The sequence below is a fragment of the Achromobacter sp. CSND-B12 genome (assembly GCF_052906545.1).
On sequence record NZ_JBREGJ010000001.1, the window covers coordinates 4,195,830 to 4,208,711 of the forward strand.

A 12,882-nucleotide genomic window follows, 5' to 3' on the forward strand; every position below is an offset into this window, starting at 1 on the left:
GGCGGGTCCTCACAGGGCGAATTTGGCCAGGCGCGCTTCGCGGCGGCGCTGCAGGTAGCCGATCACGCCCTGGCGCAGGCGCGCCAGGAAACGGTCGCGGCCGCTGGGGTTGTGGACGATGTCGGCGCGGTAGAACGACGGGCACAGCACGGCGGCGTGCGCCACTTCGCCGCAGTTGCCGCAGCCGACGCAGCTGCTCTCGACGTGGGCCACCGGATCTTCCTTGAGCGGATCGCCGCTGTCCTTGACCGTCAGCGACGGGCAGCCGGACAGCCGGATACAGGCATGGTCGCCGGTACAGACGTCGGGGTCGACGCCGAAGCGTTCCTTGATCACGCGCTTGCCCGCCTTGACCGCCTGGTTGAACAGCGGCTTGATGCGGCGCTGCTTGTTCAGCATGCATTCCGACTGGGCGATGATGACCTTGGGGCCCTTGACGTCGGTGGTCAGCGCTTCCTCGATGGTGGCGCGCACCTTGGCGACGTCATAGGTGCGGTCCAGCGTGCGCACCCACTTCACGCCCACGCCGCGCACGGCCTGGTCGATGGGATTGTTGGTGGAGCGGTCCGGATTCTCGGCGCGCGAGGACAGGATGTCCTGGCCGCCGGTGGCCGAGGCGTAGAAGTTGTCGACGATGACGATGACGCCGTCGTACTTGTTGAACACCGCGTTGCCGATGCCCGAGGCCAGGCCGTTGTGCCAGAAGCCGCCGTCGCCCATGATCGAGATGGGCCGCTTGGCCGCCGGCACGTTGAAGGCCGCGGCGCTCGATGCGCCCAGGCCGTAGCCCATGGTGGTCGCGCCCAGGTTGAACGGCGGCAAAATCGAGAACAGGTGGCAGCCGATGTCGCAGGAAATGTGGTGCTGGCCCAGCGTTTCCTGCGCCAGCGTCAGGGCCGAGAAGATCGGCCGTTCCGGACAGCCGGTACAGAAGCCGGCCGGGCGCGGCGGCACCACCGCGGCCAGTTCGGCGACGTGCTTGTGGAAGGTGATGGGCTGCTCGGCCGGCCGCGGCGCGGGCTTGGGCCGCGTGATCTCGGTGACCTGCAATGTGGCTTCGGCGGCGGCGTCGGCGGCCACGGCCGGATGGGTCTGCAGCGATTCGGGGCGTTCGCGCTTGAGGAATTCACGCAGGCCGTCGCGCATCACCTGGGTGGTGTATTCGCCGGCCATCGGCAGCACGTCCTTGCCGGACAGCTTCGTATCGACGCCGGCCTTGCGCAGCACCGCGTGCAGGGCCTGTTCCAGGTAATCGGGCTGGCCTTCCTCGAGCAGCAGCACGGCGCGCTTGCCGCGGCAAAAGTCGATGACCTCGTCTTCGATGACAGGGTAGGCCACGTTCATCACATACAGCGGAATGCGGCTGTTGCCGAAGTGGTCCGCCAGGCCCAGCAGTTGCAGGGCGCGGATCACGCCGTTGTACAGGCCGCCCTGCAGGATCAGGCCGATGTCGTCCTGGTCGCCGTCGAAGTGCTCGTTGAGCTTGTGTTCCTTGATATAGCGGATGGCGGCGGGCCAGCGTTCCTTGATCTTTTCCTGCTCGTGCAGGAACGAGGCCGGCGGCAGCACGATGCGGCTGGTGTCGCGCGCCGGGCTTTCCAGCGCCTGGGCCAGCGAGAACGCCGGCCGCTGGTTGTCCTTGGCGATGAAGCGGCCGTGCACGTGGCAGCCGCGGATGCGCAGTTGCAGCATCACTGGCGTTTTGCTGGCTTCCGACAGCGCGAAGCCGTCTTCCACCGCCTTGACCATGCTTTCCAGGTTGGGACGCGGATCGAGCAGCCAGATCTGCGACTTCATGGCGAACGCGTGCGAGCGTTCCTGCATGATGGACGAGCCTTCGCCGTAGTCCTCGCCGACGATGACCAGCGCGCCGCCGGTGACGCCGCCCGATGCCAGGTTGGCCAGCGCGTCGGAGGCGACGTTGGTGCCGACGGTGGATTTCCAGGTGACCGCGCCGCGGATCGGGTACATGACCGAGGCGGCCAGCGTGGCGGCGGCGGTGGCCTCGGAGGCGCTGGCCTCGAAGTGCACGCCGAGTTCCTGCAGGATGTCGTTGGCGTCGGCCAGCACGTCCATCAGGTGCGAGATGGGCGAGCCCTGGTAGCCCGCGACGTAGCCCACCCCGGATTGCAGCAGCGCCTTGGTGACCGCGAGGATGCCCTCGCCGCGGAACTCTTCGCCCGCGCCGATGCGCAACTGCTGGACTTCTTTCTTGAAAGACCTTTCAGCCATCTCGAACTCCTCCACGCGGACCGGCATCCGGGTCCCGAAGCCATGCTGCTGCGCAGCACGCCCATGTCACGAAATTTCGCTCTGAAAAATACTTTAGGAGTCAACGTTTTAGCTGTCAACAAAAAAGATGAAATTTCATGGAATCAAAAAAATATCACGCTAAAACAAGGGTGTATATACTGGTTGTTCTCTATCCGAAGGACCGGGAAAAGGCGCTTTGATGGTGCAAAAACGGGTTGCGATTCGGGGTATACCCTGTGCTGCGCAACAGCATTGCGCCGCGTCATGGCGCAGGCCGGCGCCAACGTGGTGCAATGCGCCTGCCGGCCTCGGGTCGCCTATTCAATATTGATGCGTGGGAGCAGAACAACATGCGGTCGGACAAGCACGGCGATACCCTGGCCGGCGGCGCGCGGTTCGTCGACGACTACCTGGCCTACCTGCTGGCGCAGGCCAGCCAGCGCATTTCGGCGGAGTTCCACCAGCAGGTGAAGGCGGCCGGCCTGTCGGTCACCGAATGGCGGGTGCTGGCCAGCCTGGAAGGCAGCGCCGGCGAGACCATCGGCGACCTGGCGGTGTTGGCCATCACCAAGCAGCCGACGCTGAGCAAGGTGGTGCAGCGCATGGAGGCCGAAGGGCTGGTGGCGCGCAACGGGGTGCGGGCCGACCGGCGCCAGACCCGGGTCTGCATCACCACCAAGGGCCGCAACCTCATTGCCGCGCTGTGCGAGCAGGCGAAGCAGCACCAGAAGGCGGTGCTGGCCCCTTTCGGCGAAGAAAAGGCCGCCCTGCTGATTGACATGCTGCGGGTGCTGATGACCGAGCATGTGCCGCTCGACCTGCCGCTGGACGCCGACGAGTAGGGCGGCACCGGGCCGCCAGGGGACTCAGCCCTTGATGAGGCGCGTTGCGGTCGGGTGAACACCGTTTACATCAAGAGAACAGCGATTTTTTTGTCATATTTTTATACGTCCCTAAATAGGTTCTCCCTGGGAAAACCCCCTCCGGTACGCATAAACCCTTAATTGACGCGGGTCTCGGCGCTAGGCAATATCGCGCCGGTATTCAGACTACAGTCAGGAGTTGAACCATGCGCCGCACTTTGATTGCCATCGCGATCGCCGCCGCCGTGGCCGTGCCCTCGATCGGGCAGGCCAAGACCTTCCGTTGGGCCGCCCAGGGCGACATCCTCACCTTCGATCCGCACTCGCAGAATGAAGGCATGACGATCGCCGCCAACAGCTATGTCTATGAACCGCTGGTGGACTACGACAAGGACTTCAAGGTGGTGCCGCGCCTGGCAACCGAATGGCAGCAGGTTTCGCCCACGCTGTACCGCTTCAAGCTGCGTCCCGGTGTCAAGTTCCACGACGGCGCCGCCTTCACGGCCGACGACGTGGTGTTCTCGGTGCATCGCGCCATGGCGCCGACCTCGAACTACAAGGCCTACACCACCGGCATCAAGGAAGCGCGCAAGATCGACGACCTGACGGTCGAGATCGAGACCACGGCGCCCAACCCGGTGCTGCTGCGCCAGCTGCCCAACGTGTTCATCATGAACAAGGCCTGGTCGGAGAAGAACAACATCGCCAAGCCGCAGGACTTCGTCAACAAGGAAGAGACCTACGGCGCGCGCAACACCAACGGCACCGGCCCGTACAAGCTGAAGTCGCGCGAAGTCGACGTGCGCACCGTGTTCGAAGAAAACAAGGACTGGTGGAACAAGGCCGGCAAGGTCGGCAACGTGACCGAAGTGGTGTTCACGCCGATCAAGCAGAACGCCACGCGCACCGCGGCGCTGCTGTCCGGCGAGATCGACTTCGTGCTCGACCCGGCCGCGCAGGATCTGGACCGCCTGCGCCAGTCGGCCAAGGTGGTCGAGGGCAACGAGTACCGCACCATCTACCTGGGCCTGGACCAGAAGCGTCCCGAGCTGCAGTATTCCAACATCAAGGGCAAGAACCCGTTCCAGGACATCCGCGTGCGCGAGGCGCTGTACCGCGCCATCGACGTCGACGCCATCAAGCGCGCCGTGATGCGCGGCCTGTCGGCGCCCACCGGCACCATGATCGCGCCGCAGGTCCACGGCTGGACCGAGTCGCTGCACAAGCGCGTGCCCTACGATCCCGAAAAGGCTCGCGCCCTGCTCAAGGAAGCCGGCTACGACGGCACCCTGAACTTCACGCTCGACTGTCCCAACAACCGCTACATCAACGACGAAGCCATCTGCCAGGCCGTGGTCGGCATGTGGGCCAAGGTGGGCGTGAAGGCGACCATGAACGCCATGCCGCGTTCGACCTACTTCCCCAAGGTGCAGAGCTCCGACACCAGCGCCTACCTGTTCGGCTGGGGCGTGCCCACGTTCGACGCCATGTACACGCTGCAGAACCTGATCCGCACCAAGGGCGAGGGCGCGGACGGCATGTACAACCTGGGCAACTACAGCAACAAGGAACTGGATGCGATCATCGACCGCATCAAGACCGAAACCGACGCGGCCAGGCGCGACGCCGACATCCACAAGGTGCTGGAAGTGCATGCCAAGGAATTCGGCCACATCCCGCTGCACGACCAGGTCATTCCCTGGGCCATGCGCAAGAACGTGTCGGTGATCCACCGCGCGGACAACCGCCTCGTTGCCGACTGGGTCAAGGTCGACTGACCCCGCCCCGGCTAACCAGACAGCGAAGCCCCGTGGGGCTTCGCCGTTTTGCCTTTCCCGCCTATGTTTGCTTTCATACTGCGTCGCCTGTTGCAGGCCGTAGCGGTGATGCTCACCGTCGCGCTACTGGCCTTCGTGCTTTTCCAATACGTCGGCGACCCTGTCACCATCATGCTGGGGCAGGACGCCACCGATGCCGAGCGCATCGAGTTGCGTGAGCGCCTGGGGCTGAACGAGCCCGCCATCGTCCAGTTCGGCCATTTCGTGGCCAACGCCGCGCAGGGCAATTTCGGCATTTCCCTGCGCCAGAGCGAACCGGTCTCGAGCCTGCTCAAGTCGCGCCTGCCGGCCACGCTGGAGCTGTCCCTGGTGGCGGCCCTGCTGGCGCTGGTGGTGGGCGTGCCGCTGGGCGTGTACACCGCGCTCAAGCGCAACAGCCTGCTGTCGCAGCTGCTGCTGGCCGGTTCGCTGCTGGGCGTGTCGTTGCCGACCTTCCTGATCGGCATCCTGCTGATCCTGGTGTTCTCGGTGCAACTGGGCTGGCTGCCCAGTTACGGCCGTGGCGACACCGTGGCGCTGGGCTGGTGGACCTCCGGCCTGTTCACCGCCAATGGCTGGAAGCACCTGATCCTGCCGTCGATCACGCTGTCGCTGTTCCAGATGACGCTGGTGCTGCGGCTGGTGCGCTCCGAAATGCTGGAGGTGCTGCGTTCGGACTACATCAAGTTCGCCCGCGCCCGCGGCCTGAAGCGGCGCGCCATCCATTTCGGCCACGCGCTCAAGAACACCATGGTGCCCGTCATCACCATCACCGGCCTGCAGCTGGGCGGCATCATCGCCTTCGCCATCGTGACCGAGACGGTGTTCCAGTGGCCCGGCATGGGGCTGCTGTTCATCCAGGCGGTGCAATTCGCCGACGTGCCGGTGATGGCCGCGTACCTGTGCCTGATCGCGCTGGTGTTCGTGGTGATCAACCTGATCGTCGATCTTCTGTATTTTGTCGTGGACCCGCGCCTGCGCTCCGGGCTGACCCGCGGCGGAGGTGGCCACTGATGCGTGCCGTACTGAAACGCTGGTGGGACAGCGACATTGCCTGGGCCTGGCGCCGGGCGCCCGTGGCCATCGTGGCCACCGTCATGCTGGCGCTGCTGCTGATCGGCTCGTTCGGCGCCGGCTGGGTGGCGCCGCACAATCCGTTCGACCTGACCAAGGTCGAGCTGCTGGACGCGCTGCTGCCGCCGGCCTGGTCGCCCAACGGCCAGTCGACCTATCTGCTGGGCACCGACAGCCAGGGCCGCGACCTGTATTCGGCGATCCTGTACGGCACCCGCGTGTCGCTGCTGATCGGCCTGGCCTCGGTGCTGCTGTCGATGCTGATCGGCATCGTGCTGGGGCTGATCTCGGGCTACGCGGGCGGACGCATCGATGCCTTCATCATGCGCATCGCCGACGTGCAACTGTCGTTCCCGGCGATCCTGATCGCGCTGCTGATCGATGGCGTGGCGCGCGCGGCGGTGCCGCGCGAGCTGCACGAGATCATCGCGTTCCCGGTGCTGATCGGCGCCATCGCGCTGGCCGGCTGGCCGCAGTACGCGCGCACGGTGCGCGGTTCGACCCTGGTGGAAAAGAACCGCGAATACGTGCAGGCGGCGCGCGTGATCGGCGTGGCTTCGCCCGTCATCATGTTCCGCCACGTGCTGCCCAACGTGCTGGGGCCGGTGCTGGTGCTGGCCACCGTGCACCTGGCGACGGCCATCATCACCGAGGCGACGCTGTCGTTCCTGGGCGTGGGGGTGCCGCCGACCGCGCCGTCGCTGGGCACGCTGATCCGCATCGGCAACGATTTCCTGTTTTCCGGCGAATGGTGGATCACCATCTTCCCGGGCGCGGCGCTGGTGCTGCTGGTGCTGTCGGTCAACCTGCTGGGCGACTGGCTGCGCGACGCACTCAACCCGCGCTTAGGGTGATGGCCCACCCCCGAAGCGCTGCGCGCTTCCCCCTCAAGGGGGCATGCTGGCGGACCGGCGAAGCCGGCTCCGCGGCATCCCGATGGCCCCGTCGGCATTTCATCGGCCTCGGGGGCGCTGTACGTGGAACACGAATTTGAGAAATACCTATGAGCGCATTACTTGAAGTCCGCAACCTGCGCGTGGAGTTCCCCACGCGTCGCGGCACGCTGCTGGCCCTGGACGACGTGTCCTTTTCGATCCAGGCGGGCGAAGTCCTGGGCGTGGTGGGGGAATCGGGCGCCGGCAAGTCGCTGACCGGCGCGTCGATCATCGGCCTGCTGGAACCGCCTGGCCGCATCGCGGCCGGCGAGATCCTGCTGGCGGGCCGGCGTATCGACAACCTGCCCGACGAGCAGATGCGCCGCGTGCGCGGCCGCGAGATCGGCGCGGTGTTCCAGGATCCGCTGACCTCCCTGAATCCGCTGTACACGGTGGGCCGGCAACTGGCCGAGACCATCGTGACGCATCTGGACATGAGCTGGTCGCAGGCGCGCAACCGCGCGGTCGAGCTGCTGGCGGCCACCGGCATCCCGGCGGCGCGCGAGCGTATCGATCATTACCCGCACCAGTTCTCGGGCGGCATGCGGCAGCGTGTGGTGATCGCGCTGGCGCTGGCGGCCGAGCCGAAATTGGTGGTGGCGGACGAGCCGACCACGGCGCTGGACGTGTCGATCCAGGCGCAGATCATCGAGCTGCTCAAGCGCCTGTGCCGCGAGCAGGGCACGGCGGTGATGCTGATCACGCACGACATGGGCGTGATCGCGGAAACGGCGGACCGGGTGGCGGTGATGTACGCGGGACGCGTGGCCGAGATCGGCCCCGTGCGCGACGTCATCCACCAGCCGCGCCATCCGTACACGATGGGGCTGATGGGGTCGATCCCGTCGCTGCAAGGACATGCCGAGCGGCTGGTGCAGATCGACGGCAGCATGCCGCGGCTGAACGCGATTCCGCCGGGCTGTGCCTTCAATCCGCGTTGCGGGCGGCGCTTGCCGCGCTGCGGCCAGGATCGGCCTGAATTGATGCCGGCGGGCACGTCCCGAGCGGCTTGTTGGTTGCATGAGAGCGAAGTCGAGGTGACGCCATGAGCACGCCGTTGGTGCAAGTGAAGGACGCGGCGCGCTGGTTCGATGTGTCGCCGCCCTGGCTGGAGCGCAAGCTGGCGGGCAAGCCGCGGGTGATGCTGCGCGCAGTGGACGGCGTGTCGTTCGAGATCAATCGCGGCGAGACCCTGGCGCTGGTGGGCGAGTCGGGCTGCGGCAAGTCGACGGTGGCGCGCATGCTGGTGGGGCTGTATGGGCTGACGCGCGGCGACATCCGTTTCGACGGCCAGCCGCTGTCGCGCATGTCGGAGCCGGGCGGGCGCGAGCTGCGCAAGCGGCTGCAGATGATTTTCCAGGATCCGTACGCGAGCCTGAACCCGCGCTGGCGCGTCGGCCGCATCATTGCCGAGCCGATGCTGACGCATACGAAAATGACGCCGGCCGAGCGCACGGCGCGGGTCGGCGAGCTGCTCAGGCAGGTGGGGCTGGATCCGGCCGACCAGAGCCGCTATCCGCACCAGTTCTCGGGCGGGCAGCGCCAGCGCATTTCGATCGCGCGGGCGTTGGCGGTGAATCCGGAGTTCCTGGTGTGCGATGAGCCGACCTCGGCGCTGGATGTGTCGGTGCAGGCGCAGGTGCTGAACCTGATGAAGGACCTGCAGCGCGAGCTGGGGCTGACCTATCTGTTCATCTCGCACAATCTGGCGGTGGTGCATCACGTGGCCGATCGGGTCGGGGTGATGTACCTGGGGCGGATGGTGGAGGTGGCGCCGCGCGACGAGCTGTTCGCGCGGCCCCGGCATCCTTATACGCGGATGCTGCTGGCGGCGATTCCGGATATCGATGGGGCCGGCAAGCCGCGCACGGCGGTGGCGGGGGAAGTGCCGAATCCGTTGAATCCGCCGTCGGGGTGCACGTTTCATCCTCGGTGTCCGCATGCGAATGAGCGGTGCAGGGGGGAGGCGCCGGTGGGGCGGATGGCGGGGGGGGCGGTGGTGGCTTGCCATGCGGTGGAGGAGGGGCGGATTGCGGGGTGATTCCAGTGTGGGCAGTTTGTTGAGTTCTTGAGGCGTCTGTCGCGGCGGTCGGCGGCGGGCGCGGGGCTACGATTGCGGTCCGGAGCGTTCGCTCCGGACTGCCCCATCCTCATCCTCGTTGCCGCCTGCGGCGGCTGCCTTCGGATTCCGTCGGGCGCATCTACACGCCCCGCGCCCGCCGCCGACCGCCGCGACAGACTTGCGTCAGCGGCTCATGACGGGTGCTGGGGCGACAGGTGTGCTTGGCGTTTTTGCAGGCACTGTCGTGGGGGGGGGGGAGCGTCTTGCGGGGCTGCTGCAGCGGGGCCGCGCGGGCGGCCCGTTGCAGCGTCTGGGTGGCGGGGCGTCGAGGCGGTGCTGGTTTGCCCGCTTGCCGGTTTTTTGGCGGGGCGGTGTCGCGGGGGCGTGATTTTGGCAAAGGGCTTCTTTCTAGAAGCCCTTTTGCTTGTTGGCGGCGGCTTATTGTGTCTTGCCGCCTGCCTGCTGGTTCAGTGACGGTGGCCGGGGTCGTTGTGGTCGTGAGCGTGGTCGTGGGCGTCGTCCTCGTCCTCGTCGTCGTCTTCCTCGTCTTCCTCATCCGGGTCGGGCAGGGGTTCCTCGGTCAGGGCGAAGGGCAGGACATCTTCCAGGTTGTCGGACCAGGCGGATTCCTCGCCGTCGTGGTCGAGCTTGATGAAGCGTTCGCCTTCGTTCAGCGAGATCTGGATGGCCCAGAGGTAGAGGCAGTCGTAGGTGTCGTCGCCGGTCGGGGGCAGGCCGCCACGGTTGCCGAGCAGGCGGGCGCCGGGGCCGCCGAGCTGGACGTGGGTCTGGTCTTCGTCGGGCTCGGCGTTTTCGTCAATGGGCACGCCATAGGTGACCCATTCGGTGCCTTCTTCACCCAACACGACTTCGGCCAGGACGGGCTTGCCCAGGTAGGCGCTGAGGGCGTCGGCGGTCTTGGCGAGCATGTCCAGCTCGGTCGCGCTGAAGTGGGTCAGGGAGGGCGGGGGCGTGGCGGAGGCGGACATGAGGGTTCCTGGCGCGATGATGCCGCGGGGACGGCGTTACGAAAAAAATGCAGACGCTATTGTCTCGCGATCGCGCGCGGCTTGCATCGGGCGCTTGGATTACGCGGCCTTCAGGCGGCCGCCGGGGCGCGCTTGCGGGCGCTGTCGGGTGACTGGCCGGTCAGGCGCTGGAACATGGCGATGAAGGCGGACGGCGTGCTGTAGCCGAGTTCGCGCGATACGGCCTGTACCGGTTGGCCGGCGTCGAGCATTTCCAGCGCACTGACCACGCGCAAGCGTTGGCGCCATTCGTTGAACGACATGCCCAGGTGTTGCTGGCAGTGGCGCAGCAGGGTGCGTTCGGTGATGCCGGCGGTGGCGGCCCAGTAGGCGGCGCCGCGCTTGTCGCCAGGCTGGCGTTGCAGGGCGGTCAGGATGGGGGCCAGCACGGGTTCGGTCGCGGACGGCAGGTAGCTGGCGTAGGCGGGGGCGACGCGGATCTGGTCGATGACCACTTGCGCCAGGCGCCGGTCTTCCGGCGTATCTGGATAGGCGATGCCGCGCCGTTCGAAGTCGGCCAGAATGGCGCGCATGACGGGACTGATCTCCAGCGTGCAAGGCCTGGCGGGCAGGTCGGCGCAGGCGGCGGCCGGAATGTCGATGCAGGCGTAGTGCACTTCCCCCTGGTTCTGGCAGCAGTGCGAGACGCGCGGCGGTATCCAGATGGCGTATTGGGGCGGCGACAGGTAGGTGCTGTCCTCGATGCCGATTTCCATGATGCCGGACAGGGCGAAATTCAGTTCGCCCCAGGGCGAGCTGTGGCGCTGGACGCGCGAGTGCGGCAGGAAGTGCAGGATACGGCAGGCCAGCGGATAGGGCCGGCCCGGGCCAAGGCTGGGCGGCGATACGGCGAGGTCCATGTCCGAAGTTCACTGGCGTTTGTCGGTTTTTCATTATATACATCAAGTCGGACAAATCCTACACTGGCCAGCCGTAATCCTGTTTTGGCAGTTGTTCCATGACGCGCGCAGATGCTTCGCCCACCCCGGCTCGCTATTTGTTGTTCCCGCTGCTGGCGGCTTTGATCTGGTCGGTCAACATGATCGTGACCAAGATGGCGGCCGGCGTGATCGCGCCGGCCGCCATCGGCTTTTACCGCTGGGCGCTGGCCGGGCTGCTGCTGACGCCGTTCGCGCTGCCGGCCGCCTGGCGCCAGCGGCGCGCGCTGTGGCCGTACCTGCCCAAGTTCGCCGTGCTGGGCGGCCTGGGCATGGCGTTGTACCAGGGCCTGGCCTACGTCGCGGCCGGCAGCACCACCGCCACCAACATGGGCATCATCACCGCGATGATTCCGTTGCTGACCATCGCGGTCGGCGCCGTGGTGTTGCGCGAGCGTCCCTCCCTGATGGCGCTGCTGGGCGGCCTGCTGTCGCTGGCGGGGCTGGCGTTGCTGATCGGCGAAGGCGATCCGGCGCGCCTGTTGTCGGTGGGCGCGAACCATGGCGATGTGCTGATGGGCGTGGCGGCGTTGGCCTATGCGCTGTACGGCGTGCTGCTGCGGCGCTGGGGTTTGCCGGCCGGGCCATGGGTGTCGCTGTATGTGCAGGTGGCGTTCGGCGTGCTGTTCCAGTTGCCCGCCTTTCTGATGGCGCCGGCCTCGCCGCTCAATGGCGATAATCTGCCGCTGGTGCTGTATGCCGGCCTGTTCCCGTCGCTGTTCGCGCCGTTCCTGTGGATGCAGGGCGTGCGCCACCTGGGGCCGGCCCGCGCCAGCGTGTTCCTGAACCTGATGCCGGTGGCCACGGTGGCGATCGCGGCGCTGTTCCTGGACGAGAAACCGCACCTGTTCCACATTGTCGGCGGCGCGATGGCGCTGGCCGGCGTGATGCTGGCGCAGATGCGGGCGCCCTTCGCCGGGGCCCGCCGCGCGCGGGCAGCCTCGTAGGGCGCCACGCGCCTCAGTCGGGCACGGGCTTGCCGTGCCAGTACCGCAGGGCGTGTTCCACCGCCACCTTGGCCGGCACGCGCAGGCCGTGGCCCGCGCCCAGCGCGAAGCGCCGCGCCAGTCCGGCGTCGATCAACGACTGGCCGACCGGCAGGAAATGGTCGGAGTCGAGCAGCGCGGGCTGGTCATAACGCTTCCAGACACGCCGGCCGTGCTCGATGATGGGCGAGGCCTCGGGCTGGCGCGGCCGTGTCGGCCAGGCGCGTTGTTCGGCCAGGTGCAGCATGGTGCAGACGTCAAAGCCGACGCCCAGCAGCAGGATCTCGGCGTCGGCGCGCAGCAGCTTTGCCAGCGGCGAGGTTTCGCCCAGCGGGTCGTCCAGCCGGTGGTTGGCGGTCAGCGCGTCGGCGCCGGCGCCGACGGCCGCGAACGAACAGGTGGGATGCAGGCTGCGCACGGCGCCGGGCCAGGTGCGGAACAGCTCGGCCACCGCGCCCATGCCACGCGTGGGCGTGATGGCGGGATCGTAGGCCGGCATGTGCTCGTACAGCGTGTCGAGCCAGGCGGCCGGCACCGGCGGCGCCTGCCACTGCGCGGGATCGGTCAGGTTGGAGGAGTGCGCCGGCATCGCCACCAGGCCAGCGTCGCCGACGCAATCCAGCAAGGCCTGGATCAGCGCCACCGGGCCGCCCGCGATCCAGCCCAGGGCGCGCAGCGAGGTGTGGACCAGCACCGTGGCGCCGGGCCTCAGGCCGGCCTCGCGCAATTGCGCGGCCAGGCTGTCGCGGGTGGCGGGAAACGGGGTGCGGGCCAGCAAATCGGCTTCGGTCATGGGAACGAACGGGGCGCCACGCGGGCGTCACGGAAGGGACACAAGCCGTAAATATAGCCTTGCCGCCAGCGCGCGGACGCCGCCCGCACGCCTGTCCGGGTTCCGGCCTACAATCAGCGATTCATCAGCTTTC

The 12,882-nt window shown here is 67.2% G+C and carries 11 protein-coding genes; 7 read left to right on the top strand and 4 right to left on the bottom strand.

The window, feature by feature from the left end; all coding sequences use genetic code 11:
* Positions 1 to 9: 9 nt before the first annotated feature.
* On the bottom strand, positions 10 to 2,232 hold the full coding sequence (locus tag ACUTAG_RS19720) for an indolepyruvate ferredoxin oxidoreductase subunit alpha (RefSeq protein ID WP_054484725.1): 2,223 nt from the start codon (positions 2,230 to 2,232) through the stop codon (positions 10 to 12).
* A gap of 371 nt (positions 2,233 to 2,603) precedes the next feature.
* Between ACUTAG_RS19720 and ACUTAG_RS19725 the strand changes: the two genes are divergently transcribed.
* The 6 genes from ACUTAG_RS19725 (at position 2,604) to ACUTAG_RS19750 (ending at position 8,983) form a co-directional block, all read left to right on the top strand.
* Complete coding sequence (locus ACUTAG_RS19725) at positions 2,604 to 3,095, top strand: MarR family winged helix-turn-helix transcriptional regulator (protein ID WP_035199584.1); 492 nt, start codon at positions 2,604 to 2,606, stop codon at positions 3,093 to 3,095.
* A 227-nt stretch (positions 3,096 to 3,322) separates the two neighbouring features.
* Positions 3,323 to 4,894, top strand: a complete 1,572-nt coding sequence (locus tag ACUTAG_RS19730) for an ABC transporter substrate-binding protein (protein WP_148319103.1) — start codon at positions 3,323 to 3,325, stop codon at positions 4,892 to 4,894.
* 63 nt (positions 4,895 to 4,957) lie between these two features.
* Positions 4,958 to 5,947 carry an ABC transporter permease gene (locus ACUTAG_RS19735; RefSeq protein ID WP_006388963.1) on the top strand — a complete coding sequence of 330 codons (990 nt, stop codon included), beginning with the start codon at positions 4,958 to 4,960 and terminating at the stop codon, positions 5,945 to 5,947.
* A complete protein-coding gene (locus ACUTAG_RS19740) occupies positions 5,947 to 6,861 on the top strand; it encodes an ABC transporter permease (RefSeq protein WP_026382652.1) in 915 nt (304 codons plus the stop codon). Before ACUTAG_RS19735 ends, ACUTAG_RS19740 begins: the two co-directional genes overlap by 1 nt.
* Before the next feature lie 149 nt (positions 6,862 to 7,010).
* Entirely contained in the window at positions 7,011 to 7,991 is a 981-nt protein-coding gene (locus tag ACUTAG_RS19745) for an ABC transporter ATP-binding protein (protein ID WP_020924999.1), read from the top strand.
* Complete coding sequence (locus ACUTAG_RS19750) at positions 7,988 to 8,983, top strand: ABC transporter ATP-binding protein (protein WP_054447002.1); 996 nt, start codon at positions 7,988 to 7,990, stop codon at positions 8,981 to 8,983. Before ACUTAG_RS19745 ends, ACUTAG_RS19750 begins: the two co-directional genes overlap by 4 nt.
* 488 nt (positions 8,984 to 9,471) lie before the next feature.
* Here ACUTAG_RS19750 and ACUTAG_RS19755 read toward each other — a convergent pair whose 3' ends face one another.
* Positions 9,472 to 9,993: a hypothetical protein gene (locus ACUTAG_RS19755; RefSeq protein ID WP_006388968.1), complete on the bottom strand. Its 522-nt coding sequence runs from the start codon at positions 9,991 to 9,993 to the stop codon at positions 9,472 to 9,474.
* Between the two features lie 110 nt (positions 9,994 to 10,103).
* A complete protein-coding gene (locus tag ACUTAG_RS19760) occupies positions 10,104 to 10,892 on the bottom strand; it encodes an AraC family transcriptional regulator (RefSeq protein ID WP_006388969.1) in 789 nt (262 codons plus the stop codon).
* Positions 10,893 to 10,990: 98 nt separating this feature from the next.
* Between ACUTAG_RS19760 and ACUTAG_RS19765 the strand changes: the two genes are divergently transcribed.
* The gene (locus ACUTAG_RS19765) at positions 10,991 to 11,917 is read left to right on the top strand and encodes a DMT family transporter (RefSeq protein WP_148319101.1); all 927 of its coding nucleotides are present in this window, start codon (positions 10,991 to 10,993) and stop codon (positions 11,915 to 11,917) included.
* A gap of 13 nt (positions 11,918 to 11,930) precedes the next feature.
* On the opposite strand, the gene ACUTAG_RS19770 is transcribed toward ACUTAG_RS19765, so the two are convergent.
* A complete protein-coding gene (locus tag ACUTAG_RS19770; protein WP_148319100.1) occupies positions 11,931 to 12,749 on the bottom strand; it encodes an aminoglycoside N(3)-acetyltransferase in 819 nt (272 codons plus the stop codon).
* Between the last annotated feature and the right edge of the window lie 133 nt (positions 12,750 to 12,882).

Excerpts from the sequence above, each read along its gene's own strand:
- ACUTAG_RS19720 (WP_054484725.1), bottom strand. The coding sequence starts at position 2,232 with ATGGCTGAAAGGTCTTTCAAGAAAGAAGTCCAGCAGTTGCGCATCGGC.
- ACUTAG_RS19725 (WP_035199584.1), top strand. The coding sequence starts at position 2,604 with ATGCGGTCGGACAAGCACGGCGATACCCTGGCCGGCGGCGCGCGGTTC.
- ACUTAG_RS19730 (WP_148319103.1), top strand. The coding sequence starts at position 3,323 with ATGCGCCGCACTTTGATTGCCATCGCGATCGCCGCCGCCGTGGCCGTG.
- ACUTAG_RS19735 (WP_006388963.1), top strand. The coding sequence starts at position 4,958 with ATGTTTGCTTTCATACTGCGTCGCCTGTTGCAGGCCGTAGCGGTGATG.
- ACUTAG_RS19740 (WP_026382652.1), top strand. The coding sequence starts at position 5,947 with ATGCGTGCCGTACTGAAACGCTGGTGGGACAGCGACATTGCCTGGGCC.
- ACUTAG_RS19745 (WP_020924999.1), top strand. The coding sequence starts at position 7,011 with ATGAGCGCATTACTTGAAGTCCGCAACCTGCGCGTGGAGTTCCCCACG.
- ACUTAG_RS19750 (WP_054447002.1), top strand. The coding sequence starts at position 7,988 with ATGAGCACGCCGTTGGTGCAAGTGAAGGACGCGGCGCGCTGGTTCGAT.
- ACUTAG_RS19755 (WP_006388968.1), bottom strand. The coding sequence starts at position 9,993 with ATGTCCGCCTCCGCCACGCCCCCGCCCTCCCTGACCCACTTCAGCGCG.
- ACUTAG_RS19760 (WP_006388969.1), bottom strand. The coding sequence starts at position 10,892 with ATGGACCTCGCCGTATCGCCGCCCAGCCTTGGCCCGGGCCGGCCCTAT.
- ACUTAG_RS19765 (WP_148319101.1), top strand. The coding sequence starts at position 10,991 with ATGACGCGCGCAGATGCTTCGCCCACCCCGGCTCGCTATTTGTTGTTC.
- ACUTAG_RS19770 (WP_148319100.1), bottom strand. The coding sequence starts at position 12,749 with ATGACCGAAGCCGATTTGCTGGCCCGCACCCCGTTTCCCGCCACCCGC.